The 26,662-nt window shown below is 70.9% G+C and carries 23 protein-coding genes; 5 read left to right on the forward strand and 18 right to left on the reverse strand.

Annotated features, from left to right (window positions below):
- Positions 1-267 precede the first annotated feature (267 nt).
- Positions 268-1,425 (forward strand): aminopeptidase, encoded by a 1,158-nt coding sequence (locus DJ73_RS02335; RefSeq protein WP_094525191.1) that lies wholly within the window; start codon positions 268-270, stop codon positions 1,423-1,425.
- A gap of 21 nt (positions 1,426-1,446) precedes the next feature.
- Here DJ73_RS02335 and DJ73_RS20075 read toward each other — a convergent pair whose 3' ends face one another.
- From DJ73_RS20075 to DJ73_RS02345, 3 genes are all read right to left on the reverse strand, one after another.
- On the reverse strand, positions 1,447-1,611 hold the full coding sequence (locus tag DJ73_RS20075) for a hypothetical protein (protein ID WP_158217301.1): 165 nt from the start codon (positions 1,609-1,611) through the stop codon (positions 1,447-1,449).
- Positions 1,612-1,734: 123 nt separating this feature from the next.
- Positions 1,735-3,471: a phenylalanine--tRNA ligase subunit beta gene (gene pheT, locus DJ73_RS02340; protein ID WP_094557199.1), complete on the reverse strand. Its 1,737-nt coding sequence runs from the start codon at positions 3,469-3,471 to the stop codon at positions 1,735-1,737.
- The gene (locus tag DJ73_RS02345; protein WP_094557200.1) at positions 3,471-4,979 is read right to left on the reverse strand and encodes a phenylalanine--tRNA ligase subunit alpha; all 1,509 of its coding nucleotides are present in this window, start codon (positions 4,977-4,979) and stop codon (positions 3,471-3,473) included. The genes pheT and DJ73_RS02345 overlap by 1 nt, the downstream gene beginning before the upstream one ends.
- A 361-nt stretch (positions 4,980-5,340) precedes the next feature.
- Between DJ73_RS02345 and DJ73_RS02350 the strand changes: the two genes are divergently transcribed.
- Positions 5,341-5,646: a HalOD1 output domain-containing protein gene (locus DJ73_RS02350; RefSeq protein ID WP_094525194.1), complete on the forward strand. Its 306-nt coding sequence runs from the start codon at positions 5,341-5,343 to the stop codon at positions 5,644-5,646.
- Positions 5,647-5,684: 38 nt separating this feature from the next.
- On the opposite strand, the gene DJ73_RS02355 is transcribed toward DJ73_RS02350, so the two are convergent.
- The 8 genes from DJ73_RS02355 to DJ73_RS02390 form a co-directional block, all read right to left on the reverse strand.
- The gene (locus DJ73_RS02355; RefSeq protein ID WP_094557201.1) at positions 5,685-6,401 is read right to left on the reverse strand and encodes a peptidase; all 717 of its coding nucleotides are present in this window, start codon (positions 6,399-6,401) and stop codon (positions 5,685-5,687) included.
- Positions 6,402-6,462: 61 nt separating this feature from the next.
- The gene (locus tag DJ73_RS02360) at positions 6,463-7,113 is read right to left on the reverse strand and encodes a P-loop NTPase (protein WP_094525196.1); all 651 of its coding nucleotides are present in this window, start codon (positions 7,111-7,113) and stop codon (positions 6,463-6,465) included.
- Complete coding sequence (locus tag DJ73_RS02365; protein WP_094526912.1) at positions 7,110-7,877, reverse strand: hypothetical protein; 768 nt, start codon at positions 7,875-7,877, stop codon at positions 7,110-7,112. Before DJ73_RS02365 ends, DJ73_RS02360 begins: the two co-directional genes overlap by 4 nt.
- Positions 7,878-7,929: 52 nt before the next feature.
- Entirely contained in the window at positions 7,930-8,700 is a 771-nt protein-coding gene (locus DJ73_RS02370) for a hypothetical protein (RefSeq protein WP_176451061.1), read from the reverse strand.
- Positions 8,697-9,035 (reverse strand): hypothetical protein, encoded by a 339-nt coding sequence (locus DJ73_RS02375; protein ID WP_094557202.1) that lies wholly within the window; start codon positions 9,033-9,035, stop codon positions 8,697-8,699. The genes DJ73_RS02370 and DJ73_RS02375 overlap by 4 nt, the downstream gene beginning before the upstream one ends.
- Positions 9,036-9,074: 39 nt before the next feature.
- On the reverse strand, positions 9,075-9,401 hold the full coding sequence (locus DJ73_RS02380; RefSeq protein WP_094557203.1) for a hypothetical protein: 327 nt from the start codon (positions 9,399-9,401) through the stop codon (positions 9,075-9,077).
- Positions 9,402-13,460 carry an LAGLIDADG family homing endonuclease gene (locus tag DJ73_RS02385; protein WP_094557204.1) on the reverse strand — a complete coding sequence of 1,353 codons (4,059 nt, stop codon included), beginning with the start codon at positions 13,458-13,460 and terminating at the stop codon, positions 9,402-9,404. It lies immediately after the preceding gene.
- Positions 13,461-13,553: 93 nt separating this feature from the next.
- A complete protein-coding gene (locus DJ73_RS02390; protein WP_094525201.1) occupies positions 13,554-13,916 on the reverse strand; it encodes a TRAM domain-containing protein in 363 nt (120 codons plus the stop codon).
- 208 nt (positions 13,917-14,124) lie between these two features.
- Between DJ73_RS02390 and DJ73_RS02395 the strand changes: the two genes are divergently transcribed.
- A complete protein-coding gene (locus tag DJ73_RS02395) occupies positions 14,125-16,467 on the forward strand; it encodes a DEAD/DEAH box helicase (protein WP_094557205.1) in 2,343 nt (780 codons plus the stop codon).
- Positions 16,468-16,473: 6 nt separating this feature from the next.
- Here the strand turns inward: DJ73_RS02395 and DJ73_RS02400 are convergent, their stop codons facing one another.
- Positions 16,474-17,823 carry a RimK/LysX family protein gene (locus DJ73_RS02400; RefSeq protein ID WP_176451062.1) on the reverse strand — a complete coding sequence of 450 codons (1,350 nt, stop codon included), beginning with the start codon at positions 17,821-17,823 and terminating at the stop codon, positions 16,474-16,476.
- A gap of 130 nt (positions 17,824-17,953) precedes the next feature.
- Here DJ73_RS02400 and DJ73_RS02405 point away from each other — a divergent pair, with 130 nt between their 5' ends.
- Complete coding sequence (locus DJ73_RS02405; protein ID WP_170938351.1) at positions 17,954-18,709, forward strand: topoisomerase DNA-binding C4 zinc finger domain-containing protein; 756 nt, start codon at positions 17,954-17,956, stop codon at positions 18,707-18,709.
- Positions 18,710-18,733: 24 nt separating this feature from the next.
- Here DJ73_RS02405 and DJ73_RS02410 read toward each other — a convergent pair whose 3' ends face one another.
- The 3 genes from DJ73_RS02410 to panB all read right to left on the reverse strand — a co-directional run bounded on the left by DJ73_RS02410 (position 18,734) and on the right by panB (position 23,209).
- On the reverse strand, positions 18,734-19,720 hold the full coding sequence (locus DJ73_RS02410; RefSeq protein ID WP_094526916.1) for a tyrosine--tRNA ligase: 987 nt from the start codon (positions 19,718-19,720) through the stop codon (positions 18,734-18,736).
- A 99-nt stretch (positions 19,721-19,819) separates the two neighbouring features.
- Positions 19,820-21,871, reverse strand: a complete 2,052-nt coding sequence (locus DJ73_RS02415; RefSeq protein WP_094557206.1) for a DUF460 domain-containing protein — start codon at positions 21,869-21,871, stop codon at positions 19,820-19,822.
- 531 nt (positions 21,872-22,402) lie between these two features.
- Positions 22,403-23,209 carry a 3-methyl-2-oxobutanoate hydroxymethyltransferase gene (gene panB, locus DJ73_RS02420; RefSeq protein WP_094525205.1) on the reverse strand — a complete coding sequence of 269 codons (807 nt, stop codon included), beginning with the start codon at positions 23,207-23,209 and terminating at the stop codon, positions 22,403-22,405.
- Between the two features lie 135 nt (positions 23,210-23,344).
- On the opposite strand from panB, the gene DJ73_RS02425 reads away from it, so the two are divergent.
- A complete protein-coding gene (locus DJ73_RS02425; RefSeq protein ID WP_094557207.1) occupies positions 23,345-23,752 on the forward strand; it encodes a DUF5822 domain-containing protein in 408 nt (135 codons plus the stop codon).
- Here DJ73_RS02425 and DJ73_RS02430 read toward each other — a convergent pair.
- From DJ73_RS02430 to DJ73_RS02440, 3 genes are all read right to left on the reverse strand, one after another.
- Positions 23,749-24,348 (reverse strand): HAD family hydrolase, encoded by a 600-nt coding sequence (locus tag DJ73_RS02430; protein WP_094525207.1) that lies wholly within the window; start codon positions 24,346-24,348, stop codon positions 23,749-23,751. The genes DJ73_RS02425 and DJ73_RS02430 overlap by 4 nt on opposite strands.
- A complete protein-coding gene (locus DJ73_RS02435; RefSeq protein ID WP_094557208.1) occupies positions 24,345-25,505 on the reverse strand; it encodes an acyl-CoA dehydrogenase family protein in 1,161 nt (386 codons plus the stop codon). Before DJ73_RS02435 ends, DJ73_RS02430 begins: the two co-directional genes overlap by 4 nt.
- 95 nt (positions 25,506-25,600) lie before the next feature.
- A complete protein-coding gene (locus DJ73_RS02440; protein WP_094557209.1) occupies positions 25,601-26,620 on the reverse strand; it encodes an AIR synthase family protein in 1,020 nt (339 codons plus the stop codon).
- Positions 26,621-26,662: the final 42 nt, after the last annotated feature.

A 26,662-nucleotide genomic window follows, 5' to 3' on the forward strand; every position in this document is an offset into this window, starting at 1 on the left:
GGGCGGGACTCAAAGGGGCAGTCGCGCTCGGCGAACCTCGGCGACGCAAGCACCGCAAGGAGTGAGCGAAGCGAACGACTGAGGAGCACAGCGAGCCGCGGGAGCCGAGCGCGACTGGGGCTTTGGCGACGTTCTTCACCGATTCCGAGGAGTTATTTATGAATAAGCGACCGACGCGTCGTCGGAGTCCGCCGCCGTGTCGTCGATCGATGATAAATAATCACCGTCCCGGCACCGATTTACGCTTCCCCGAACACACACGGAGTAATGGACGAACGCGTACGCGAGCACGCCGAGGTGCTCGTCGACTGGAGCGCGCGGGTCGAGCCCGGGGACGACGTCGTCGTCAGCGTCGCCGAGGACGCCCACGAGCTGGGCGTCGCCGTCGCCGAGGCGCTCGGCGAGCGCGGGGCGACCGTCACGACGCTGTACGGCTCCGACGAGCTCTCCCGGGCGTACCTGAAGGGCGCCGAGGCGGGTGCCGACGGCGACGGCGCCGACGGCGACGGCGACGCGGTCCCCGACTTCGACGACGACCCGGCGGTCGACCGCGCGATCTTCGAGGCCGCCGACGCCTACCTCCGGATCGGGGGCGGTCGCAACACCACCGCGACCGCGGACGTGGCGAGCGAGACCCGGCAGGCGTACGCCAAGGCGCGAACGGGCGTCCGCGAGGCCCGGATGGACACCGACTGGGTGTCGACGGTCCACCCGACCCGGAGCCTCGCCCAGCAGGCCGGGATGGCCTACGAGGAGTACCGCGACTTCGTCTACGACGCGGTCCTCCGCGACTGGGAGGCGCTCGCCGCCGAGATGGCCCGGATGAAGGGGGTCCTCGACGCCGGCGAGGAGGTCCGACTCGTCACCGAGCGCGACGGCGCGCCCGACACCGACGTGACGATGTCGATCGCCGGCCGCACCGCGGTCAACTCGGCCGCCTCCGTGGCGTACGACTCGCACAATCTGCCGAGCGGCGAGGTGTTCACCGCCCCGTTCGACACCGCGGGCGAGGCGTTCTTCGACGTGCCGATGACGATCGACGCGACCCGCGTCCGGGACGTGCACCTCGTCTTCGAGGGCGGCGAGGTCGTCGACTTCGCGGCCGAGACCGGCGAGGACGCGCTCGCGGGCGTCCTCGACACCGATCCGGGCGCCCGGCGGCTCGGCGAACTCGGCATCGGGATGAACCGCGGGATCGACCGCTTCACCGACTCGATCCTCTTCGACGAGAAGATGGGCGACACGGTCCACATGGCGGTCGGTCGCGCCTACGGCGCCTGCCTCCCCGAGGGGGAGTCGGGCAACGACAGCGCGGTCCACGTCGACATGATAACCGACGTGAGCGAGCGCTCCCGGATGGAGGTCGACGGCGAGGTCATCCAGCGGAACGGGACGTTCCGGTGGGAGGAGGGGTTCGAGGGGTAACCCCGGTCTCGACTCGTCGCCCTACTGCACCACGGACCGTTCAGCGGAGTCCGCGGGCGTCGACGTGTCCGGACGCTCCGTCACCGCGCCCCACTCCTCGGAACACGTCACGCAGAGGTAGTAGGCGAACCCGTCGACGTCGCAATGGCGGACCGGCGCGTCGGTGCCGCACCTCTCACAGTTCATGCGAAGTTCCTTCGACAACCGACACAAATACTTTCTGTTCCTGATCTCACGATCCCGAACGATCGTGAAACCGTCGGATCGGGCGGTTTCGCCGGCAGACGGTTCCGCAGGGGAACGGTTCGGCTAGCGCAGCGCGTCGAGGTCGAACTCGAAGGCCGCGACCGGGACCTCGAGGTCGTGCTCGACGAGGACCGCGGGATGGACCTCGCCGATCACGCCGACCCGCTCGCCGTCGATCTCGACCGCGGCGGTCCGCCCGTCGATGAACGACGGGTGCTCGGTGCGGGGCGTCGCGAGCTCCGCCCCGAAGTCGTCGCACACCGCCTGTAGGCGCCCCTTCGCGGCCTCGTAGGAGGCGTCGCGCCGGGCGACCGCGCCGGCGACGTGGCGGCGCTCGGCGACGTTCGTGTTCTCCGAGTCGTCGCGCTCGGCGACGAAGCCCACCTCCGCGACGTCCTGCGGGTACGCGTTGTGAGTGTTCCGCTCCAACAGCAGCACGAGCGAGGGGAGCGCCCACGTGCGGAGCTGGGTGTACTCCTCGCTGTACGGCTCCGTGATCTCGGCGGGCTCGCCGCCGCCGAAGGCGGCGCTCCCCGGCTCCACGTTCATCCGGTCGTAGTTCTCCGTCCCGCTCGTCATGTGGAAGTTGAGCAGGTCCTCGAAGCCGAGCCCGACGAGGCTCGTCCGGACCGCGTCCTCCAGCCGGGAGCGCTCGTGGCGCCCGCCGACGGTCCCCACGTCGGGGTAGCGCGGCTCCAGCTCGTCGAAGCCGTAGGCGCGACCCACGTCGTCGACTAAGTCGAGCGGGTGGAGGACGTCGACGCGGTACGGCGGGATCTCCACCTCGTAGGTGACGTCCTCGTCGAGCGTGTACGAGGCGTCGAGGCCGGCGCGCTCGAAGCAGTCCACGACCTCTTCCGGCTCGAAGTCGACGCCGAGCAGCGTCTCGATCCGGTCGTGGCCGACGGACTTCTCGTCGAGGTCGAGGTTCGGACGGACGAGCTCGGCGCCGTACTCGCTCGGGGCGGCCGCGCCGTCGGCGTAGTTCACTTTCACCTCCTCGATGGTCGCGCCGCGGGCGGAGAGCGCGTAACAGACGATGTTACACATTCGGTCGATCGTCCACTGGTCGGTGCCGGTGAGCTCGACGAACAGCTCGCGCGAGCCCGTCGTCACCTCGGTCCGCTTCCCGTTGATGACGGGCGGGAACGAGAAGAGGCCGAGCTCGTCGTAGATCGCGGGGTACCGGTCCAGGTCCGCGACGAGGTCGGCGTACGTCCGTCCCGTGTCGTGCTCGTCGAGCACCGCGGCGGGGGTCAGCTCGTCGTTCGCGTCCAGCGGAACGAACGTGTCGCCGTCGGGCTCGACGCCGCGGTAGGTGATCGACGGCTCCGACCCCTCCTGGAGCGGCGCGCCCTTGAGCATCGCGAGGTCGTGGATCCCGATCGCGCCCTTCGCGCGGCCGCGACCCATCGTCGCGTGGAGCTTCTCTTGGAGCTGGATCAGCGACTCGAGCGCGCCCTCGTCGAGGTCGACGCCGCGGATCACGGCCCCCGTCACGTAGGGGCGCTCGTCCGGCACGGAGTCGTCGACCTCGATCGTCCACTCGGGGTCGTTCGTCTCGGGGACGTAGACGCCGCGGTCGTCGCCGTGGTGGTAGCGCAGCGAGCGCGCCACGCCCTCCACGGAGAGGCGGTCCAGCCTGTCGGGCGCGAACTCGAACTGGAGGAGGCCGTCGTCGGTCTCCCCCTCGAACTCTAAGCCGAGCCCGAACAGGTCCTCTTTGAACTCGTCGTCGCTCGCGTCGGTGCGACCGGTGAGCCCGCGCAGCTCGTCCGTGTCGATGTCGACGACGGGCATCAGTAGCTCACCTCCGCGTCCCGCAGGAACTCGATGTCGGCAAGGGTCCCGTGGAGGTCGCGGATGTCCTCCGCGCCCGTGGTGAGCATGGCGAGCCGTTCGAGGGCGAGCCCCCACGCCATCACGTCGCAGTCGACGCCGAGCGGCCCGGTGACCTCCTCGCGGAAGACGCCGGAGTTCCCGATCTCGATCTCTTCGCCCGTCTCCGGATGCTCGCCGAACAGCTCGAAGGAGGGCTCGGTGTAGGGGTTGTAGTGCGGCTTGAACCGGATGTCGGTGATGCCGAACTGCCGGTAGAACTCCTCGAAGGTGCCCATCAGGTCGCGCACCGAGAGGTCCTCGGCCATCACCCACCCCTCGATCTGGAAGAACTCCAGCAGGTGCGTCGGGTCGAGCGTGTCGTTGCGGTACACCTTCTCCACGGAGAAGTAGCGCTGCGGGGGGTCGAGATCCGCGCCGGCGATCCCCGAGAGGTACCGCATCGACAGCGAGGTGGTGTGGCCGCGTAAGGCGACCTCGCGGGCGAACTCCTCGGACCACGGCGAGTGGTAGCCGTCGCCGTCCTCGCCCCACCCCTCCCGGTGGGCCGTCTCGACGCGGTCGATCAGCTCCTCCGGGATCTCGTCCATCGGGTCGACGTCCAGCGCGAACCGGTCCCAGTGGGTCCGCGCCGGGTGGTCCTGGGGCATGAACAGGCAGTCGTTGATCCAGAAGTCGCTGTCGGCGTGGGGGCCCTCCATCTCCTGGAACCCCATGCCGACGAGGACGTCCTTCACGCGGTCGGCCGTCCGGCGGAGCACGTGCTTCCGCCCGCCGCGCGTCGTCGGGGCGTCGGCCTCGACGTTGTACTCGGAGAACTCCACGTCGCGCCACTCGCCGCTGGCGAGCAGCTCTGGCGTGAGCTCCGAGACGGCCTCGGCCGCCTCGACGCCCGTCATCAGGGCGTCGACGCCGTCGTCGGTGAGCGTCACCGAGCGCGTCACCGACTCGCCGCGGTCGACGAGCCCGCGGGAGTCCAACCGCTCGAGGACGGCGTCGTCGCCCCCGGGGTCGTCGCCGGCGGCGAGCGCCGCGAGCGCGGCCCCCTCCGGGTCGGCGTCGGGGTCGGCGTCGGGATCGACCCGAAGCTCGCCGGAGTCGATCGACCCGAATCCCTTCCGGGCGAAGTTCGAGAGCGCGATGTCGACCTCGGGTCCGTCGAGGTCGGCCTCGCCGATGACCCGCCCCATCGATACCGGCGCCTCGCCGGCGTCGAGCGCGAGCCCGGCCCGGTAGAGCCGCGTCTCCGGAAGCCCGTCGTCGACGTAGCGTCGGCCTTCGTCGGTGAGATCGAGGGTCTCGGCGGTGCGCTCGGCGACGGAGCACAGCCCCTCGTCGCGGAGGTCGAAGGCGGCGCCGACGACGGTCTCGGGCTTCAACCCCGTCTCCGCCGCGATCTCGTCTATCGTCCGTTCGTCCGTCGCGCTCGCGGCCTCGAGGACCGCGAGCTGTCGTTCCGGGAGTCGCATTCGAGTTGTATCCATACGCGTGTGGCTGGTTGGTAACGGTTCCGGCACGTCGCCGTCGCGGGACGACACGGGTCGGTTCGTCTCCCGCCCGACCGTCCCGTCCGCCGAACCACGCGGTTTCGCCGCCCGGTCGCGGGGCGGGTCCGCCGCGCGTCAGTTAGTTAAAAAAAGAACCCGAACGCGTCGCCGTCGGCTCTCCGGGCGATACCCGCCGTGGGGCGTCCGAGTGACATGTTACCTGATGTCTCGCGCAGGGCGTTAACGGTTTGTCTCCGGCCGATCCATCCGTCGGATCGCCCGAATTATCACCTTTGATTAACGACGGCGAGCGTTTATATACTGGTTCGCCGACAGGACGGGTATGAGCAGTGTTCCGTCAAACGCTTCCGACGCCGGTTCGCTCCCCGGACCGGTCCGGGTCGCCCACGGCTCCGACGACCGCCCGGCGAGCCAGGCGGTCGTCGAGGCCGTCGCAGACCTCGTCGGGGTCGACCCCGACGCGCTCGCCGACGAGGCCGACATCGTCCTGTACGACCACGTCGACCCCGACGCGCTCGACGCGCTCGTCGAGCACCGTTCGGACGAGGGATTCTCCCTCTCGTTTTCCGTCGCCGGGTACGACGTCCGAGTCGACGCCGGCGAGGCCGTCGCTCGGCCCGCCGAGTAACGACGGCCGAGTATCGACCGCCGACCGTTCCCGTCGCGTCAGTCGTCCGATCCCGCCCGTTCTCGAAGCGCCGCGATCCGATCGCCGAGCGGCGGCTGTACCTCGAACCACGTCGACCAGTCGCCCCTCGCTGGCTCGACCCCCCGAACCGCGGCGACGCGCTCGAAGGCGTCGGCGACGCGGCCCGCGCCGACCGCGTCCGCGGCGCGGTCGTCGGCGGCGTACTGCACCCGTCGGCCGACCCAGAACGCGACGAGCGCCACGGCGACGAGCGACGCGAACCCGGCCTGAAACGGCACCGCGACCGTCACGATCGCCGCCAGCACTCCGAGCACCGCTGCGATCGAGACCGCGCGGAACTCGCCGTAGTACGTCTCCACGCGCCCCGCCTCGGCCGCGAGGAGGCCGATCGCGACGTCCTCGTCGAGGCCGTCGAGCACGCTCTCCGTGAGGAACAGGACCCGCCTGCCGGGCGGTCCGCGAACGGCGATGTCGACACGTCCGATCCCCGCGCCGTCCCCGTTCGTCGCCGCCCCGTCGGCAGTCTCTTCGTCTCCCGTCGCCCCGCCGTCGGTCTCGATCGCGACCCGCTCGATGTCGAGCCCGGCGGTTTCGCGGAGCGAGGCGAGTCGCTTCCGCTCACCGTCATTCGGCTCCCGCAGGTCGCGGAAGCGGTCGGCGGCGTACAGCGGTCCGACCTCGACCGCGAGGAAGCCGACGACGGCGACGCCGACGAGGAACGCGACCGTGAACATGGCTCCCCCTCGGTCCCGGACCGAATAAAGCGACCCGATGTTCCGCGCGCTCGGCGCTCAGTCAGCGGGGGACCCGCCCGGCCAACCCCCCGATCGCCCGCGCGGCGTCGCTCTCGGGGGCGGCGTCGACGACCGGCCGCTCCGCGGCGACGGAGTGACCGACCCGCGGGTCCGCCGGCACCACCGCCGCGGGCGCGCCCAGGGCGTCGGCGATCGCCTCGGTCGGCGGCTCCTCGGTCACTCGGTTGACGGCGCAGCCGACGAGCCCGGCGCCGAGCTCGCGGGCGAGCGCTCGGGTGCGGATCGCGTCGGCCAAGGCGAACGCCCGCGGGGAGACCACCAGCAGACACGCGTCCGCGACCGCGAGCGGAACGCCGGCGTCGGCCCGCCGGCCGGCCGGGCAGTCGAGGACGACGACGCCGTGGTCCCGCTCGATCGCGGCCACCGCGTCTCCCAGCGCCGACAGGTCGCAGGCGCGGGCGCCGGCGAGCGTCCGTCCGCAGGGAACGATGTCGACAGGGCCGGTTCGCACCGTCTCCGTCGGGTCGGCGCGCCCGGCGAGCACGTCGTGGAGGTCCGGACCCCGACCGCCGGGGAGGTCGGCCATGCCGAGGTCCGCGTCGACGACGACCGCGTCGAGCGCGGCGGCGACGTTGTACGCGACCGTCGTCTTCCCGACTCCGCCCTTCCCCCCGGCGACGGCGAGGATCACGCGAGCCGCTCCAGCGCGTCGACCGGGACATCGGTCTCCGCCGCGCGCTCCGCCAGCGACGCCGCGCGCTCGCTCACCGCCCGGAGCCGGTCAGCGTCGCCGTCGATCCGGTCGTCGACGCCGGCGAGCGCGTCGATACCCCCCGCGTCCGCGACTACCTCCGTCGCCGTCGCCACGTCGGCGTCTGTCAGCCGCTCCGCCCGGTCGATCCGGGCCTCGACCGCAGCGAACCAGTCGTCGACCGAGGCGGAAGCCGCTCGCCCGGAACCCCCGGCGTCGCCTCCGGTGTCCTCGCCCTCGCCGTCGGTACCGCCCGCCTCGACGCCGGGAGCGGTCTTCTCGGGGCGGTCGGCGGTCTCGCGATCCCCGTCGACGGCCGCCCGCGGCGGCCGGTGGTCGGCGAGGTCGCGGAGCGCGTCGGCCGGCGTCGCGTCGCCACCTCCGTCGATGCCGTCGGGACCGGCGGTCGCCCGGGCGGACTCGTCCGGGTCGGCCGCCTCGACGTCGACGATCTCGACCGGGGGATCGACGGGTGGCGCCGGAACCGCGAAGCCGAACCCGCGTCGGTCGCCCGGGTCGACCCGCAGCGTCACTCCGGTCGCGTCCCACCCGTCCGCCGGGACGCCGCCGCGTCGCGGCGGCAGCACCGGCGCCTCGAACCGACTCTCGACCCGCACCCGTCGCGGGACGGCCTCCTCGTTGCGCACCCGACAGCGCACCAGCGACGCGTCGCCCGCCCGGTCGACGGTCCACGAGAGATCCATACGCCGGCTGACGCGGTATCGCTGATAAATCTCTGTCCGACGCCGACCCCGATCACGGGTCGGGCGCGCGGTCCGGACGGACGACCGTCTCGTCGAGCACCGCCTCCGGCGACCGCTCCCCGCGCTCGGCGAGCCAGCGCGCGGCCTCGACGCCGAGCGCGACGGCGGCGTCCAGATCGGCGATCCGGACCGCCGCGAGCGACGCGGCGAGTCGCGGCCCCTCGTACTCCGACGGCCCCGCTCCGGCCCGCGGCGGATCGACGCCGGGAACCGACGCCAGAGCGGCGCGAAACGCCGGATACACGTCTATCGCGAGCTCATGGCGCGCCTCTCGCCGGCGGTTTCGCAGCCGGTCCTCGAGTTCGAGCCGTCGCTCCCGCTCGTCGCGGGCGCGGGCGGCCCGCTCGCGGGCCCGTTCGAGCGCCTGCTCGGCCGCGATCCGCTCGGTCTGCGCGTTTGAGAGCTCCGCCGCGGCGGACTCGAGGTCGCCGAGCGCCTCGTCGGTCTCCGCCTCGACGGCCCGACGCGCCCGCACGTCGCCGCGGAGCGCCGCGACGCGCTCTTTCAGCCGCTCCTCCTCGCCGCTCGCTTCCGCAACTCGCTGACGGGCCCCGGTGAGGTCGACCGACTCGACCCCGATCGCCGCGATCTCCTCCCGGAGTCGACCGAGATCGTCGCGCACCGACGACTCGCGTCCGCGCGACCGGGCCGCCGCCGCGAGCTCCCGCCTGAGGCTGGTCCCGGTCGGCACCTGGTCGAGGACCGCCTCCGGCGCGGGGGACGGGCGCTTCTCAGCCTCGTCAGACGCCGGCGCGCCGGTCACAGCTCCTCGCCTTTCAGTCGGTCCGGGTCGGGATGGTCCGTCCCGGCGGCGAACGCGGCGTACGGCGTCGCCGTCGCGTCTCGGTCCGCGTACGCGCTCGCCGCCTCGCGGACCGACTCGTCGAGCGCGACGAACTCGTTGAACGGCTCCGTCCGCTCGATCTGGACGTCGCCGCCGTGCGACTCCCGGAGCCGCACGGCGAGGAACGCGGCGTACGTCGTCGCGTCGAGCAACGCGGCCCGCCCGAACCGGCGGACGACCGGCTCCTCGTGGCGTCGACACAGGTTCCGGAGTCCGGTGCGAGCCGCTTCCGAATACGTCACGATCAGCAGCACGGACGCGGCTGATCGAGGGCCGAACTTATCGGTTCCGAACTATTCCGGATCGCCTACTCGTTCGACTTCGAACTCCGTGACTGCGTCGTTTTCGGGGTCTGTCAGATCGTCGGACCCGTTCGCGTCGACTCCGGAGAGGGCGAGCGCTCGTTCGCGGGCGGCCGGCGCCGAGGGCGCCACGACGACTCGCCCGTCGACCGGATCGTCCCCCACCGCGCGGAACACGTCGTCCTCCCCGTCGAACTCCGTGGCGTAGGTCCGGAGCACCGCTGCCACCCGCCGCTCCGTGTCGGCGAGGTCCGCTTCGCCGTCCTCGAACGCGCGTAGGGCGTCCTCGACGTTCCGTATCGCGGAGATCCGGTCCATCTACGTCGTCCGCAGGTGCCCCTGCTTCGGCTCGTACACCTCTCCCTTCGTGCGGAGCTTCTCGATCTCCTGTTCGGCCTTTCCGGGGTCCATCCCGATCTCGCCGGCGCGGTCGAGCACCTCCTCGACGGGCGCGCCCTCCTGATACTCCTCCTCGATGTCCGCGATGAGGCCCTTGATGTTCTTGATGCGGTCGCGCTGGCTCTTGGAGGTGCCCGTCTCGACCACGTCGGCGTCGAACTGCCCGGTCTCGGGGTCGACGCCGATGTCCTTGAGACAGGACTCCACGATGTCGGTCGCCCGATCGGCGTCCTCGCGCTCGACGGTGTCCGAGAGCCGGAGCCGCGCGCTCGCCTCCGCGAGCCGTACCATCGCCTCCAGCTTCCGGGCGGTGACGGGGACCGGCGCGTCCTCGTCGGCGCCCTTCGAGCGCAGGTCGACGTAGAACTCCTCGATCAGCTCCTTCGCCTCCTCCGTCATCGTCGGGTAACAGGAGCGCTTCGCGTGGGCGATGTACTTGCGGAGCAGCTCGGCGTCGATCTCCGGCGCGACCTCCTGAGTCACCTCCGCCACCTGGTCCGAGGTGAACTCGGAGCTCGCCAACTCCTCGCGCTGCGTGTTGAGCTCGCCGGCGTAGTTCGTCTTGATGATGTGTTTCGCCAGCCGGGAGTCGTGCTCGGGGTCCGGGCTGTCCGTCACCGTGAAGATCAGGTCGAACCGCGAGATGAGCGCGGGTTCGAGGTCGATCTGTTCGCCGATAGGCTCGTACTGATCGAACCGGCCGTACTTCGGGTTCGCGGCGCCGAGCAGCGAACACCGCGCCTTCAGCGTCGCGTTGATCCCCGCCTTCGAGACGGAGATCTTCTGCTGTTCGAGCCCCTCGTGCATCGCGGAGCGGTCGGAGGAGTTGTGAACGACGAGGCCGTTCGCGACGAAGTTGTGCGTCTCGTCGACGGTCAGGTCGTACACCTTCGGCTGCCGCCCGTCCTCGATCCGAGCCAGGAGCGAGCGCAGTTCGTCCTTGACGGCGTCGACTTCGGCTCCGATCGCTTCGCGGAGATCGCCGAGCCTGTCGGTCTCGACGCCCCCGGACAGCCACCGCGACACGGTCGCTTGATCCACGTCGAGCGACGAGGCCACGTCGGCCTGACTGACGCCGTACGCGTCGAGCGTCGCCGCCAGTTCCGATCGTACTTCGCCGACTTGACCGCGGTCGAGTAGCTCGCGAGCCCGTCGCTCTGCCGTTTCGACTGGCCCGCCGACGATGTCGGCGAGACGCTGCCGAAGTACCTCGCTACGGTGTTCCGTCGACTCCGGCAGCACGGTTTCGATCGATTCGACGCGGCGCCACTTCACGTCACCCCGTCCGAACTCTCGCAGACCATCGAGATCGGTCTCGCCGACCGCAGTGAGAACGTCGCGAAGCCGGCTCGCCACCGTTCGACGAACGTCGTCGCTCTCGCCCCATCCGCTGGAGATCCGCTGTTGTGACAGCGCCGTTCCCTCGGCGAGCTCGGACTGGGAGACGTGGTACCGCTCGCGTATCTCGGCGAGGGTTTCCCACGCCGCCTCTCCGTCGAGCACGCGACGGTCCTCGGCCGCCGCCTCCAGTCTGTCCTCGAATGCGGCGAGTATCCGGCGCGCTCGATGGAGCGACGCGTTCGCGGTTCCGCTCTCGAAGTCGTGATACGTGACCGCGTCGAGCCCGCATTCGCTCTGGTGAAGCCGAAGCGACTCGCGGCATTTCGCGAGTAGGCCGTCTATCTCCGGAACCACGTCGAGAATCGTACGGTCGCCGTCGGCGGCCTCGACGACGCGGTCGAGCGCCTCCGCCTTTCGGGTGGCGGTGAATCCGATAGCGCGGCGGAACGCCGCGAGCGATTCCGCGTCCGTCACCGTGAGGTAGTACACGTCTCTGCCCCCGTTTCGTTCGCGGTGTTGGAGCTGGCTCGACACGCCGAACTGTAAGAGGAGGTTCCGCGCCCCTCGAAGCAGGTCCCTGCTCGCCGACGCTATCCGAACGTTGCCCGCCGACTCGTCGACGTGGCCCTCGCTGTCGGCGAGCGCACGGACGAACGCGGCCTTCGCCGCGCGGCTTCCCGTCGAAACAGGGGTCGGGAAGCACTTCTCGTCGTACCGACCGAGGTTCATCCCCGCGTCGAGGACGGCGTCTGCGTACTCCTTTCCAGTGACGCGGACCGTCTCGACGCCGCCTTCACGCTTTTCGCTCGGCGGACGGGTCGGCTCCGCGCCGAACGCCTCTCGTGCCGCCCGCTCGAAGTCGGCGAGCAGTTCGTCGTCGGTGTTGGTGAACCGGACGCCGTAGACGCCCTCCTCGCGGTCGTAGTAGACGTTCCCGTCGCCCGAGAGATATCCGAGGACGCTCGCCATCGCGGCGTCGATTCCCTCGCCGGCATCGACGAGTTCGCCGTCGACGATCTCGGCGTCGACATCACCGCCTGCAGCCCCCACCGCTCCCGCACCGTCCGTCGCTTTCGCCGGAATCTCGCGGGGGACGTACACCCAGTCGCCGTCGTCGAGCGCCGCCGCCTCGCGCTCGACGCGCTCGCCGTCGTCGAGGACGAAGAACGGGTGGTCGGCCGTCGCGGTCAGCGACTCTCCGGTCTCCATCGTCACTCGCGTCAGCTCCGACGGCGCGTCGTACTCGTGCACCGCGGACACGGGACGCTCGACCAGCCGGCCGTCCTCGTCTATCGTCCAGACCTCGAGATCGACGTCGCGGATTCGTCGGCCGTTCGAGAGATCCTCGATTTCGCCGTCTTCCGCGGCATCCCGTGCCAGCTCGTCGATACGTTCCACGCGCCCGTCCGCGAGCGTGACCAGCGTGTCGCCGGTCACGCAGTCCATCTTGTCCAGCTCGTCGACCGCGGCGATCCCCTTGTCGGCGAGCACGAGCGCGCCGGCCTCGAGCGACCACTGCTGGCCGTCGCCGAAGTCGTCGCGTACCGCGGCCGCGGTGAGCCCCGCCGCGCTGCTGCCCTTCCCGGAGGTGTAGACCGATCGGGGCGCGATGTTTTCTACATACGAAATCATCTGAGATTTACCCGTTCCAGGGTCGCCAATAAGGAGCATGTGGAGGTCTCCGCGGATCCGCGACCCGTCGGGGAGGTGTTTGGTGACGCCGGAGAACAGCTGGAGGATCATCGCGAGCTTCTCCTCCTCGTAGCCGTAGATGGCGGGCGCGATGGAGCCGACCATCGCCTCGTAGATGTCGTCGCGGTTGGAGAGCTCGATGATCTCGCGTTTGTCCGCCTCGGTGATGTCCATGTCCTCGAACTCCTCGTCCTCGATGGAGATGGAGACGCCGTCCATGTACAGGTCGAAGATGGCGGACTTCTCGTTGCCCTGCTCGACCTGTTCGATGTGGAGGACGCCGACGCAGGTGACGTGGTCGCCGGGGCTCACCTTCCCGGTGATGTCGTCGACGATGTCGACGTCGAGCGACTGGGGCGTCTCGCCGCCGCGAAGCCCTTCGGGCGACTCCTGGATGCGGAGCTTCTGAGAGTCGATGAACTCCGACTGGTCGAAGTTGACGCGGAAGGGGCCCTGTCGCTCGCAGCCCTGACACTCGTGGGGCTCTTGGAAGCCGCCGTCGCTCTGGGGGATGTACGTCATCGTGCCGCAGCGCTGGCACTCGAAGGCGGCCTCGGTGACTTTCGGGCGGACGTCGGTCGCCTTGCGGACGATCCCCTTGACGGAGACGAGTTTCCCGATGTGGTCGTCGTGAACGCGGATGCCGCGGATGTCGATGCTCTCGGGGAGGTTCTCGATCCGGACGTGCGCGCGGCCGAGGCTGACGTCGGCGGGGAGGTCGTAGAGCCGCAGCGCCTCCTCGGCGTACTCGCGCATCTGGTCCGGCTTCGTGCGGAAGTCCTCGGCGAGGTCGCGGTCGAACTGAAACAGATCGTCGTAGTCGACGTACAGGGAGCGCTGTTCGTTGGGGTATCGCTGCGCGAGGGTGCCGATCTCCTCGCGGTAGTAGTTGCGGTAGAACTGAATGAACCGCTCCGTGAGGTCCTGATTCCCGGCCTGAGCCATTACGAAACCCCTTCGTCGCCATCACGTATGAACCTCATGCTCGGGGCGGAGGTGGACCGCGCGGGTCGCGTTCGCCCCCGGGATCCGGTCCCGTTACGCCTTCGTCACGAACGTCGCGTCGGCCGAGGTGCGCCCCTCGTTGAACGAGAGCACCTTCGCGCGGATCACGTCGCCCGTCGAGAGGTCGCTCGGGATGTCCTCGGCGAAGACGACGAACCCCTCGACCTTGCCGACGGCGACCTCCGCGCCCGTGTGGTGGTCGGTGAGCTCCGTCACGCCGAACTCGTACGTCTCGCCGATCTCGACCGGCGGCTCGCGCTCCTGTGCGGCCTCGTGGGCGCGCTTCGACTCGCGGGCCTCCCCGGACGGCCCTCGCAGGCGACGGACGACGGTCACCAGGACGAGCAGGGCGATCACGGCCGCGGCTCCGACGACGATCGGGTCCGACGGTATCATACCGGGCGGTCGACCCCCGCTCACGTAAACGCCCGGGGTCGACGGTGGGGATCGATCCGAGGGGCGGCCCGAGACGGCGGGCGCGTCCGTTCGCGTCGACAGTCCCCCGCCGCCCACATGAGAAACGCCTTTGGGCTGGAGCCCCCCGACTCGACGTGATGCGAACACCGCTCGGTCGCCGTCGAGTCCCCCGCGAGCGTGGTGCGGCGTGAAGGTCGCGGACGCGGTGCCGGAGTTCGCCGACGCGTTCGGCTTCGACGAGTTCAATCGGATGCAACGCGAGGCGCTCCCGGGGATCTTAGAGACCGACCACAACGTCGTCGCCTCCGCGCCGACGGCCTCCGGAAAGACCGCGCTCGCCGAGCTCGCGATCTGCAAGACCCTCTCGGAGGGCGGCACTGCCCTCTTCATCGCTCCGCTCCGCGCGCTCACCAACGAGAAAGAGAGCGAGTGGGAGCGGTTCGAAGCGCTCGGCTACTCCGTGTACGTCGTCTCCGGCGAGCGCGACCTCAACCCCCGCCGCGCCGAGCGCGCGGACGTGCTCGTGACGACGCCCGAGAAGGCCGACAGCGCGACCCGGAAGCACGACTCAGCGCGCTACTCGTTCGTCACCGACGTCGACTGCGTCGTCATCGACGAGGTCCACCTGCTCGACAGCGAGAAGCGCGGCGCGGTGCTGGAGGTGACCGTCTCGCGGCTCCGCCGGCTGCAGGACCCCCGCGTCGTCGCGCTCTCGGCGACCATGCCGAATATCGCGGACGTCGCCAAGTGGCTCGACGCGCCAGCGGAGACGACCTACGAGTTCGGCGACGAGTACCGCCCGGTAGACCTTGAAACGGGCGTGAAGACGTACTCGCACGGGTCGAACGCCTTCGCCGACAAGTACCGGCGGCTCTACCGCGCGCTCGACCTGGCCGAGCCGCACGTCCGCGAGGACGGGCAGGCGCTCGTGTTCGTCTCCTCGCGGCAGGACACGGTGCAGGCGGCCAAGAAGGCGCGCGACGAGATCACGGACCGCGACATCCCGATCGACTCCCGGGGCGACTACGACTTCCACAACGAGGCGAAAGATCTCACCAACGACACGCTCCGGCAGTCGGTCACCGACGGCGTCGGCTTCCACCACGCCGGGCTCGGGAAGGCCGATCGCGACCGGGTCGAGGAGTGGTTCAAACAGGGGAAGATCAAGCTGCTCTTCTCGACGTCGACGCTCGCGTGGGGCGTGAACCTCCCGGCGCGCTGCGTCGTCATCCGCGACACGAAGTACCACGACCCGCTGGAGGGCGAGACGGACATCTCGCCGCTGGACGTGCTCCAGATGCTCGGCCGCGCCGGCCGCCCCGGCTACGACGACGTCGGGTACGGTTGGGTGGTCTGTGACCGCGCCGACGCGGACAAGTACCGGAAGCTGCTGCGGGAGGGGAAAGAGATCGAGTCCCGGCTCGCCGCGGAGCTGGAGTCGCACCTCAACGCGGAGATCGCGATGGGGACCATCCGCGGGCTGGAGGACGTGATGGCGTGGTTAGAGACGACCTTCTACTACGTCCGCGCCGAATCGAAGCCGGACGCGTACGACTTCGGCACCCTCCGCGACCGCGTTCGGGACACCCTCGACTCGCTCGTCGACGACGGCTTCGTCGCGGCGGACGACGAGCTCGCGATCGAGCCGACGGGGCTCGGTCGCCTCGCCTCGAAGTACTACCTCCGCCTCGACACGGCTCGCCGCTTCCGGCGGCTCGCCGACCGCGAGACGCTGACGGTCGACCGCATCCTGGAGACCGTCGCGTCGGCCGGCGAGTTCGACTCGGTGTCGGCGCGGTCGGCGGAGTCGGACGCGATCGACCGTATCCTCGACGGCCACGACACCGACCTGGAGGACGGCCACCGGAAGGTGTTCGCCATCCTCCTCGCCGGGATGGCCGATTCCGTTCCCTCGGACCTGCGCTCGGACGCGTGGGTGATCCGACAGAACGCGCTCCGCCTGCTCGCCGCGCTCTCGGAGTTCCTCGACCGATTCGCCGGCCCCCGCGCCGCGAACCTCGCGTGTCGCGTCGAGGCGCGCGTCGAGCACGGCGTCTCGCGGGAGGCGGTCGCGCTCACCGCGATCGAGGGCGTCGGCTCCGGCCGCGCCGAGCGGCTCGCCGACGCCGGGCTCACCTCGCCCGCGGCCGTCGTCGACGCCGGCGCCGCGGCCCTCGAGAACGCCGGCATGAGCGGCTCCGTCGCCGAGCGGATCGTCGACGCCGCGCGCGACTGCCCGCGGATCGACGTCGACTGGGGGGACTTTCCGGGCGACATCGCCGTCGGGGAAAACGAGATGTGCGAGGTCGCCGTCGCGACCGTCTCGGGGAGCGCTCGGACCGGTATCCGGGTCACCGTCAACGACGTGGAGATGACGGCGACGACGACGTACCTCGACGGCGAGACGACGGTCCCGGTCGGCGTCTTCGGCCCGCCCGACGCCGACGAGCTGGAGTTCGTCGTCGAGGTCGTCTTCCCGGACCTGCCGCTGATGCCCGTCAGGGCGACGCGGACGGTCCGGGTGGCGTAAGTACGGTCACTCCTCGCGTTCCCGCCTCGTGATGTCCACGTGGTAGCCGTCGAGGATGTCCCGACCGAGGAGCACGGGGTAGGTCATGTGGTTCCGGTTCTCGATGCTCGCCGTCACGGTCCGCCACCGATTCCCGATCTTCAGGTCGATCTCGACCAGCGGCCGCTTCTGTCGCCCGGTTCGCGACCCGGATTTCACGCGGACCGTGTCGACGATGGGACCCGCGCCGATCTCCGCGGCGACGTCGAGGTCGATGCTCGTTCGCCGGGCACCGGTGTCCGACTTGCCGATCACCTCGATCGCCCTCTGGCCCGCGCTCACCGTCACGCGTTCGGTGTAGCCGATCGTCGTCGACGCCTCCGGTTCCGGATCGAGCGACGGCTTGCACTCCGGGACCGAGTCGTCCAGGACCGCCGCGAGCGACGCGACGCGGTCGGGGTCGACGCGGCCGCCGCCCCGCTCGATCGCGAGGGCGGCGATGTACGGTGCGGGGCTGACCCCCGTCGCCTCGAAGAGCCCCTTGAACCCCGCCGTCGTGTTCACCTCGAGAACGTACCACTCGCCGTCGCGGCACAGCAGGTCCACGCCGGCGTAGTCGAGGTCGAGCGCGTCGGCCGCCTCGCGCGCGAACCGCGCCGCCTCCTCCGGGAGGTCGTCGGTGAAGTCTTCGACCTCGCCGCCGACGGCGACGTTCGTTCGCCACTCGTCCGACGGCGCGTACCGTTTCATGGCGCCGACGACGCGGTCGCCGACGACGTACGCGCGGACGTCGAACGGCCGCTCGGCGCCGGTGTCGATGAACTCCTGGATGAACGCCCGGCGGCGGGCGATGTGCGGCGCGACGACGTCGCCCGCGTCGATGACCGCCATCCGGTCCCCGTTCGTCCCGATCGCGGACTTGTGGACCGCCTTCTCGCTCGTGAGGCGGTTGCCCTCGTTGATCGTCCGGTTGCTGAACGCGATGTACGCGTCCGGAACTCGGATGCCGGCGGCGGTGAGGGTCGCCGCGGCGCCGTACTTGTGCAGGGCTCGGACGACGACGGCCGGCGGGTTCAACACGGGACGCGAAGCGGCGTAGCCCGTCGCGATCCCGATGTCGTCGAGCGGCTGAGCGGCCTTCGTCATCAGTAGTCGGTTCGCGACGACGTCCACGTCGGGGTCGAACCGGAGGTCTCCGGCCTCGATCCACGACCTGGTGTTCTCCTCGCGGAGCCAGACCGGCTCGTGCCCCAACGCGCGAACGGCGTTGAGGATCGCTTTGGTCTCCTTGCTGTTGTGGAAGCTCAACACGCCGACCCGGACCGGTGAAGCCGACTCCGCTGTTCCCGACGAGTCCGCTCCAGGGACCTCGCTCATATGTAGCCTTACAGAAACGATCTTGTTAAGTTAAACACACGATTCTCCCGTCCGAGGAACGCGGGCCGGTCGCTCCCGGCCCGACCTCGTCGCCCGCCGGTTAAATCGGAAAGCGAGGCAACCCCGCGGCATGCCCGAACGACTCCGCGTGTTCGCCGGCGACTGTCGCGTGACCGAACGCGGCGACCGCTCCCGCACCCACCGCGGGCGCGTCGTCGTCCTGATCAAGCCCGACGACACCACGCTCGTCCACGACGCCGACGGCTACCAGCCGGTCGCGTGGCTCACCCGCCCCGACTCGGTCGTCGTCGAGGGCGACGGCGACGGCTTCTCCGTCACGGCTCGCGACGGGACTCGACGGCTCCGGGTCGTCGCCGAGGAGGCGACCGCGGGCCGCGCGCTCCCGGTCACGGAGGCCGGCGTTCCCGTCGGCACCTGCCCGGCGGACGGCGGGCCGCTCGTGCGTTCGCGCGGCGACGTGGTCTGTCTCGACTGCGAGGAGCGGTGGGGGCTCCCCGCGGGCGCGAGCGTCACCGACGGGGTCTGCGACGACTGCGGGCTCCCGAAGATCCGGGTCGAACGTGGCGAGCCGTTTCACCTCTGTCTCGATCCCTCGTGCGACCCGATGGAGGCGGCCGTCAGCGACCGGTTCGACCGCGTCTGGGACTGCCCGGACTGCGACGGCGAACTGACCGTCAACTCCGCGCCGGGCCGCGTCTACCTCGGCTGCGAGAGCTACCCGGACTGCGAGACGACGTTCTCGATCCCCTCGGGCGTCGTCGTCGACGAGTGCGACTGCGGGCTCCCCGTTTTCGAGACGGCGACCGGTCGCGACTGCCTCGACGGGCCCTGTGAGTACGCGGGGCACGCGGCGGGCGAGAAATAGCGAGACGGGCCGAAGCGACCCCGGCTACTCCGCGAGCTGCTCGCGGCCCGGCGCGATGAGCCGGTCGAGGTACTCGGAGAGCGCGCCCTTCGCGTCGGCGGGGTGGAGCTCGCCGGACTCTAGGTCGGCCTCCAGCGCGTCGTACGCGTCGTACGCCAAGTCGCCGCCGTACTCCTCCGGTCGCTCGACGCGGACCGTCTCGAACCGCGGGAACACGTGGTACTCGAACACCTGCAGGACGGGGTTCTCCCGCGACTCGCCGTCGTCGGTCGGCTCGGGGTCGGCGGTCGGCGGGCAGTACGCGTCGTTCACCTTCGACTCGATGTCCTCGCGGGAGTCCTCCATCGAGATGGTGACGCCCTCGCTGGAGGACATCTTCCCGCGGCCGGTGCCTAGGTCGGCGATGAGCGGCGTGTGGAGGCTCGTCGGCGGCTCGCGGTCGATGCTCGGGAGCACGTCGCGCGCGAGCATGTGGACCTTGCGCTGCTCCATCCCGCCGACCGCGAGGTCGACGCCGAGGTACGGGATGTCGAGCGCCTGCATCAGCGGGTACACCGCCTGCGACACCTTCACCGAGTCGCCGGAGGTGATCTCGGCCATCGCGCGCTCGGCCCGCGCGAGCGTCGTCTCCAGCTCCAGCGCGTGCAGGTCGAGCGTGTAGTCGTCGTCGAGCTGGAAGTCGGAGCCGAGCACGAACTGCGTGTTCGACTCGTCGAGCCCGTACGCGATGAACTGGTCGCGCATGCGCTCTGCGGTGTGGCGGATCTCCTCGAACGACCCCTTGTCGTTGAGGTAGGCGTGCACGTCCGCGAGCAGCACCGTCACCTCGAACCCGGCCTCTTGGAGGTCGATGAGCTTGTTCGCGGTGAGCATGTGCCCGATGTGGAGGACGCCCGAGGGCTCGTAGCCGACGTACGCCCGCTTCCCGTCGGGGTCGTCGGCCAGCGCCTCGATCTCCTCCTCGGTGACCACCTCGGCCGCGTTCCGGGTGATCCGCTCGTAGGCGTCCATACGAACGACTGTGCGGTTGTCGGACATATGACTTCTGGAAGCGCGCCGGCGCGTGACGGGCAAAATTCCCGCGGAACGGCCCTCTTGTCTTCGCCGGTGCTACTCCTCGGTCTCCGGCAGCGTCCGCCCCGCTCGGTGCTCCGAGATGATCCGGTCGAGGTGCTCCTGTTTCTCCGCCTTCCGCCGTCGCTCGGCCCGCCGCTCCCAGTCGTCGACCGCGGCCTCCAGCGTCGCCTCGTCAGCGACCGCGAGCTCGTCGACCTCGCGGACGGGCACCGCGTCGGCCGGGACGACCGGCACGCCGTGGTCGAAGAGGACCTGATCGGCGACGTCGGAGAGGTTCCCGTCGCGGATCACCGCTCGCGGCTCCGTCTCGGCCAGCCGCTCGGCGGTCCGGCGGCCCGCGCCCGAGGCGTCCCGGAGGTAGACCACGTCGCCGGCGACCAGCCCGTACGCCTCGTCGGCGGCCTCCAGCGCGTCGAGCGTGAACTGCTCGACCGCCTTCACGCTGACGAGCCCCCGGTCCGCGGCCACGTCGTCGAAGTTGGAGTGGTCGAGCCGCCACAGCTCCTTCAGCGTCTCCACTTTCCCCTCCAGCTCCTCGACGGCCTCGCGCGCCTCGTCGCGCTCGCGTTCCAACCGGTCCGTCTCGCGTTCGAGCCGGGAGACGGCGCGCCGGGAGCGCGCCTCGATCCGCTCCTCGCGTTTCGCCTCCTCCAGCTCCCCCTCCAGTTCAGCGATCCGCTCGTCGCGCTCGCTGAGGTCGTCCTCCAGCGACTCCGCGTGCGACTCCAGCCGCTCGACGCGCTCGCGGAGCCGCCGGATCGTCTCCTCTTCCTCGGTGCGCTCGGGCTCGGTGGGGTCCGACTCGTCCGCGTCGTCCCCGCCGTCTCCGCCGCTGCCCCCGTCGTCCTCGCTGAGGTCCGCGATGACCGACTCCACCGAGGCGCCGCCGGCGACGACGCCCGCGATCACCGCCTCGCGGTCGAGCCGCGGCGGGGTCTTCGCCGCGATCCGGTCGAACTGGTCCTCGTGGTCGTCGTAGGCGTACAGCGCGGCCGCCAGCGCGTCGCGCTCGTGGTCGTTGTCGTAGCCCGCCTCCCGGGTCCGGTGGAGCTTCTCGTCGACGGGGAGGTCCGTCGTCGGCCGCCACCCGGCGGCGTCGAACGAGCGCCGAAACTTCTCGACGGTCTCGGGCATCGGCTCCACGTCGGCGGCGACGATGATCGGGCGGCCCTGTTCGATGATCCACTCGGTCACCTCCGCGGTGTCGGCGGTCCGCGAGGAGTACAGCGCGTGGACGGTGCCGTCGAGCCCGACGACGGCCGCCGCGGTCGTCGTCCCCGGATCGATGCCGACGATCACCCGGTCGCGCCGCCGCACGAGCGGCTCGTACTCGATCCCGTCGCGGCGCTCGCGCTCGACCTCGACGCGCACGTCGCCGGCCCGCGAGTTCGACACGGGGATGTCCTCCGGGCGCGCCTCGACCGCGAACGTCGCGTTCGCGTAGCCGCCGTACTTCTCGGTCACGTCGCGCTCGAAGTCGAGGTTCGCCTCCTTCAGCTTCGACTGGACCTGTCGCGTCCGCTTCCGGACGTTGCCGTGGATCCGCCGGGTGTAGCGGTCCTGGCTCCAGCCGCCCTTCCCGGTCGATCGACCGCGGGACACCTTCACCCGCGTCTCGTCGGTGAACGCGGTCACCTCGTGGCCGACGTTGGCGGCGGCCAGCCGGGCCGACGCCTCCGCCTCCTTCATCGGCTTTTTCCCGTACGGGATCCCGTGGCGAGAGGCGACTCGCGAGAGCGGCTCCGGGCGCTCCGCGCCGGTCACCTGCACGAGCCTGGTGCCGTCGGGCAGCGACCGGAGGAAGCCCACCAGCTCGTTCTTGTTCGCCGCCAGCTCGTAGGCGTTGTCGGTGGCGACGTACAGCGGCTCGCGGTCGTCTATCAGCCGGCAGAGCTTCCGGAACGACACCACGTCGCGGGTCACCCGCGCCATCGGCCCGTCGGCGTCGGGCGCGTCCGGGTCGTCTTCGTCGACGGGATCCAGGATGACGAGGGCGTACGAGGGGTCGTCGCCGCGGACGTCGCCGCTGTGTACGTCGACGCCGAACACCGGCCGGTCGCGGGCGCGGATGGTCCGGGTTGTCACGGGTTCACGTAGGCCGTTCGCGCGTATATACCCCACGCCGAGTGTGACGGTTTCGTCGTGGGATCCGGTTCAGTAGCTCCGTTGGGACCCGACTCTTCGAACGTGAGGTCGCTCGAAACGGAGGTCGATGCGGTATTTAAAAATCGACGAGCCGCAGCGAAGATAGCTTATAAAATCGGATGCGGTGGCGCGTGCCCGTGAGCGGCCGGCAGGCCGCGAACGGCACCGCGCGAGGGAGTCGGTGGTCCGGAGCGAAGCGAAGGACCACCGACGAGGCTGGGGAGGCGTGAGGTGCGGTTGCGGTGCGGTCGGGGTGGGACTCAAAGGGGCAGCCGTGAGGCGGGCGCAGGTGACGAAAGCACCGCAGGGAGCGAACGGAGTGAGCGACCGAGGAGCGCAGCGAGCGTGCGCCCGCCTCACGGCTGGGGCTTTGGAGGTGTTCACCACAAAGGAACCAGTCATGTAAATCCGAGCGACTGGGGCTTCGGAGGTCTTCTCCGCATCGCCGCCGTTCGCTTATAAATGTCCGACTCAGTACAGGTCGTCGAGCTCCTCCTCGACGTGCCAGTGCTCGTCCGCTGGAAACTCGCCGCTCTCGACCGCCTCGCGGTACGCCGTGACCGCGTCGAGCATCTCGCCGCGAACGTCGCCGAACTGCCGGGAGAAGGGCGGCGACCAGTCGCCGAGCCCGACCGCGTCGTTGATCACGAGCACCTGCCCGTCGCAGTCGGGGCCCGCGCCGATCCCGATCGTCGGGACCTCGAGCGCCTCCGTGACGGCCCCCGCGAGGTTCGCGGGGACGTGTTCTAACACGAGCGCGAACGCGCCGGCCTCGGCGTGCGCGCCGGCGAGGTCGACGATCTCCTCGGCGGCGTCCTGATCGGTCCCCTGTCTGGCGTAGCCGCCGAGTCGGTTGACGTGCTGGGGGGTCAAGCCGAGGTGCGCCATCACCGGGATCCCGACTTCGGTCATGCGCCGCGTCATCTCGACGGTGTGTGGGCCGCTCTCGATCTTCACCGCGTCGGCGTCGGCCTCCTTCAGCAGCCGGCCGGCGTTACGCACGGACTCGGCCGGCTCGACGCCGAACGAGAGGAAGGGCATGTCGGCGACGACGAGGGCGTCCGCCGTCGCGCGGGCGACCGCCGCGGTCCGGCTCGCGATCTCGTCGAGCGTCACGGGGAGCGTGGAGTCGTAGCCGAGGACGGCGTTGCCCATGCTGTCGCCGACGAGGATGACGTCGACGCCGGCCTCGTCGACGACCGCGGCGGAAGGGGCGTCGTACGCGGTCAGCATCGTGATCGGCGCCTCGCGGTCCCGGAGTCCCCGCGTCGTGGTCATACCCGAACTCACCCGCGCGACCGGTTAAAATCGCCGGGATCCGGAAACCCGACGCGTCGGCGCCGCCCGTCTCTCTCGCGTCGCTCCCGCCCGGCGACCGCCACCGATTTGCCACTCGGCGCCCGAGGCGGAGGCGTGCAACCTGTCGAGCGGGCCGAGTTCGAGGGGGTCGACTACGGTTGGGTGATGCAGACGACGTTCGTGCTCACGATCGTCGTCGGCGCTCCGGTCGTCGCGGTCCTCTCCGCGTTCGTCACCCTCGAGTCGTGGGGGGCCCGCGCCGCCTTCGCGGTCCGCGTCGGCGCGCCGATCTGGTTCCTGACCGCCGTCGCCGTCGCGCTCTACGCGCGCCGCACCGACGCCGGCGACGGCGGCGTGACGAGAGACGACGCGGACGCCGAGAGTGAAGTGGGAAGCGCCGGCGACGGCGGAGTGGCGGGAGACGACGATGACGCCGAGGGTGGAGTGAGAATCGCCGAGGACGACGGTGACGCCGCCGAGGACGACGAACGCGATCGCGCGAGCGAGGGCGCCGGGAGCTAGATCAGGTCCGCCGCCCACGCGAACGCGACGCCGGCGCGCTCCGCCGCCTCCGCGTCGCGCGGTGAGTCGCCGACGAACAGCGCGTCCCCCGGCGCCGCGCCGAGGCGCTCGACCGCCGCGAGCAGCGACTCCGGCTCCGGTTTGTGCGTCCCGACGGTGTCGCGGCCGACGATCGCGTCCGGATCGAGGGCGTCGCCGAGCCCGTGCGTGTCGACGGCGACCCGGCACGCCTCCTCGCAGTTGAGCGAGCAGACGCCGGCCGGCGGCGTGCTCGGCCGATCGCCCGCTCCCTCGACCAGTCGCTCGCCGAGCGGGAGCAGCGTCGAGTCGCGCGCGCCGGCCCGCTCGTGGAGCCCGATCGCCTCCTCTACCGGCTCCCGAATCCCGTACTCGTCCGACGCCTCCAGCAGGCCCCAGAGATCCCTCGTCGGCGGCTTGACCGCGTGCTTGGAGTACACGTCGAGCACGGACGACGCCACCGTCCCCCAGTCGACCGCGAGCTCGACGAGCGTCCCGTCGAGGTCGTAGACGACGGCGTCGTATCCCGCGGGACCGGTCGGTCCGCCGTCGCCGGTCGCCGGCTCGTCACCCGTCATTTGCCCAATACCCCCCGCGCGATGATCGTCTTCTGGATCTCCGTGGTCCCCTCGTAGATCTCCGTGATCTTCGCGTCGCGGTAGAGCCGCTCCACGTCGAAGTCGGTCGTGTAGCCGTAGCCGCCGTGGATCTGGACCGCCTCGTTGGTCACCGACATCGCCGCTTCGCTGGCGCGGTACTTCGCCTTCGAGGCCGCGACGCGGTTGTCCTCGCCCGCCTCGGCCTGCCGGCACGCCTCGCGCACGAGCAGGCGGGCCGCGGAGACGTCCGTCGCCATCTCCGCGAGCTTATGGCGGATCGTCTGTATCTCGGCGATCGGCTCGCCGAACTGCTCGCGCTCGGCGGCGTACGACGTCGCCTCGTCGAGCGCGGCCTGCGCGACGCCGACCGCCTGCGCCGCGATCCCGATCCGGCCGCCGGTCAGGGTCCGGAACGCGGCCGAGAGCCCCTTCCCCTCCTCGGTGAGCCGGTTCTCCGCCGGGACCCGACAGCCGTCGAAGCTGATCCCGGTCGTGTCGGAGGCGCGGAGTCCGAGCTTCTCCTCTTTCCTCCCGACCTCGAACCCCTCCGCGTCGGCCGGGACGAGGAACTGAGTGATCGAGTCCGGCTCACCGGCGTCGGCCCTCGCGAAGACGATCGCCACGCCGCCCCGCTTCCCGTTCGTGATCCACTGCTTCTCGCCGTTCAGCACGTACTCGTCGGTCTCGGGGTCGTACTCGGCCGTCGTCGACATCTCCGCCGGGTTCGACCCCGCGTGCGGCTCGGAGAGACAGAACATCCCGACCGGTCGGCCCGCGGCCGCCATCTCCGGGAGCCAGCGCTCCCGCTGGGCCTCGCTCCCGAACTCGGCGATACAGGACGTGGCGAGGCAGTGGACGGACAGCGCGGTCGCGACCGCGAGGTGCCCGTACGCCAGCTCCTCGTTGACGACGGCGTACGTCGTCTCGTCGGCGTCGAAGCCGCCGTACGCCTCGGGGACCGTCAGGCCCGTCAGCCCGAGCTCGGCCAGCCCGTCCCAGGCGTCCTCCGGGAACGACTCGGCCTCGTCGGCCTCGCCGGCTCCGGGCCGGAGCTCCTCGACCGCGAACTCCCGGACGAGCTCCCGGATCGCCTCCTGTTCGTCGGTGAGCGACGAGCCGACGCGTGCGCCAGTCATGACACTCGGTTCGGTCTCACGCGGAAAAAAGGTGAGCGATCGGGGTGTGGGGTCCGACGCGGCCGCCCGCTCCCCCGAGGGCTCCTCCGCCTCCGCTACTCCCATAACGGGTACAGCTCGTCGCGAGGCGGCTCATCGATCCGATCGCCGTCGAGGAGGACGGCGCCGGCGTCGGAGGCGTCGGAAGCGTCGGAGGCGTCTACACCGCCCGCCCCGTCCGCCGCCCGCACCTCGCCGATCTCGCCGACGGCGATCCCGGCGGCCGCCAGCGCGTCGATCGCCTCGCCGACGCGTTCGGGCGGCACCGCCGCCAGCAGCGCGCCGGAGCCGAACGTCGCCAGCGGGTCGACGCCCACCGCCGCGCAGCAGGCCTCCGTTTCGGGTCGAACCGGGACCCGGTCGCGCTCGACCGCGAGGACCGTCTCGCTCGCGCTCGCGGTCTCGACGAGGGCGGTGAGCAGACCGCCCTCGGTCGGGTCGTGCATGGCGGTCGCGGCGTCGCGGACCGCGGCCGCGTCGGGGACGACGCCCACCTCGTCGAGGAACGCGGCGGCGGAATCGAGCGTCGCGGCCGACACGCCCGCCTCGGCGCACTCCTCGCGGAAGTCCGTCGCGAGGATCGCGGTCGCCTCGATCCCGGCGCCCTTCGTGAGGAGGAGCCGGTCGCCCGGCTCGGCCCCGCCGGTCGACACGAAGCGGTCCGTCGTTCCGAGCGCGGTCATCGAGCAGAGCGGGCGCTCCAGCGACGGCAGCACCTCCGTGTGGCCGCCGACGACCGCGACGCCGAGGTCGCGGGCGGTCGCGTCCACCTGCTCCGCGACCGTCCGGAGGCGCGCCGGGTCGTCGTCGGGCAGGAAGAGCGTGTGCGTGAGCCACCGCGGGTCCGCGCCGCTCGCGGCCACGTCGTTGCAGGCGACGTGGACCGCCAGTTCGCCCACGGCGTCGGCCGCCAGCGAGAGCGGGTCCGCGGCGACCACCAGCGTCGACTCCGCGCCGGTCAGGTCGATCGCGGCCGCGTCCTCGCCGTAGGCGGGTCCCGCCTCGATCGCGTCGTCGTCGGCCCCGGTCGCCGCGAGGACCGCCGCGAGCGCCTCGGGGCCGAGCTTGCCGGTCATCGGTCGCGCAGCCACGCGACGACGGCGTCGGCGTCGGCGTCG

Origin of the sequence: Halorubrum sp. Ea1 (assembly GCF_002252965.1) — an archaeon.
GTDB lineage: Archaea > Halobacteriota > Halobacteria > Halobacteriales > Haloferacaceae > Halorubrum.

Coding starts and splice junctions, on each gene's coding strand:
- DJ73_RS02335 (WP_094525191.1), top strand. CDS start 268: ATGGACGAACGCGTACGCGAGCACGCCGAGGTGCTCGTCGACTGGAGC.
- DJ73_RS20075 (WP_158217301.1), bottom strand. CDS start 1,611: ATGAACTGTGAGAGGTGCGGCACCGACGCGCCGGTCCGCCATTGCGAC.
- pheT (WP_094557199.1), bottom strand. CDS start 3,471: ATGCCCGTCGTCGACATCGACACGGACGAGCTGCGCGGGCTCACCGGT.
- DJ73_RS02345 (WP_094557200.1), bottom strand. CDS start 4,979: ATGCGACTCCCGGAACGACAGCTCGCGGTCCTCGAGGCCGCGAGCGCG.
- DJ73_RS02350 (WP_094525194.1), top strand. CDS start 5,341: ATGAGCAGTGTTCCGTCAAACGCTTCCGACGCCGGTTCGCTCCCCGGA.
- DJ73_RS02355 (WP_094557201.1), bottom strand. CDS start 6,401: ATGTTCACGGTCGCGTTCCTCGTCGGCGTCGCCGTCGTCGGCTTCCTC.
- DJ73_RS02365 (WP_094526912.1), bottom strand. CDS start 7,877: ATGGATCTCTCGTGGACCGTCGACCGGGCGGGCGACGCGTCGCTGGTG.
- DJ73_RS02380 (WP_094557203.1), bottom strand. CDS start 9,401: ATGGACCGGATCTCCGCGATACGGAACGTCGAGGACGCCCTACGCGCG.
- DJ73_RS02385 (WP_094557204.1), bottom strand. CDS start 13,460: ATGGCTCAGGCCGGGAATCAGGACCTCACGGAGCGGTTCATTCAGTTC.
- DJ73_RS02390 (WP_094525201.1), bottom strand. CDS start 13,916: ATGATACCGTCGGACCCGATCGTCGTCGGAGCCGCGGCCGTGATCGCC.
- DJ73_RS02400 (WP_176451062.1), bottom strand. CDS start 17,823: ATGAGCGAGGTCCCTGGAGCGGACTCGTCGGGAACAGCGGAGTCGGCT.
- DJ73_RS02405 (WP_170938351.1), top strand. CDS start 17,954: ATGCCCGAACGACTCCGCGTGTTCGCCGGCGACTGTCGCGTGACCGAA.
- DJ73_RS02410 (WP_094526916.1), bottom strand. CDS start 19,720: ATGGACGCCTACGAGCGGATCACCCGGAACGCGGCCGAGGTGGTCACC.
- panB (WP_094525205.1), bottom strand. CDS start 23,209: ATGACCACGACGCGGGGACTCCGGGACCGCGAGGCGCCGATCACGATG.
- DJ73_RS02430 (WP_094525207.1), bottom strand. CDS start 24,348: ATGACGGGTGACGAGCCGGCGACCGGCGACGGCGGACCGACCGGTCCC.
- DJ73_RS02435 (WP_094557208.1), bottom strand. CDS start 25,505: ATGACTGGCGCACGCGTCGGCTCGTCGCTCACCGACGAACAGGAGGCG.
- DJ73_RS02440 (WP_094557209.1), bottom strand. CDS start 26,620: ATGACCGGCAAGCTCGGCCCCGAGGCGCTCGCGGCGGTCCTCGCGGCG.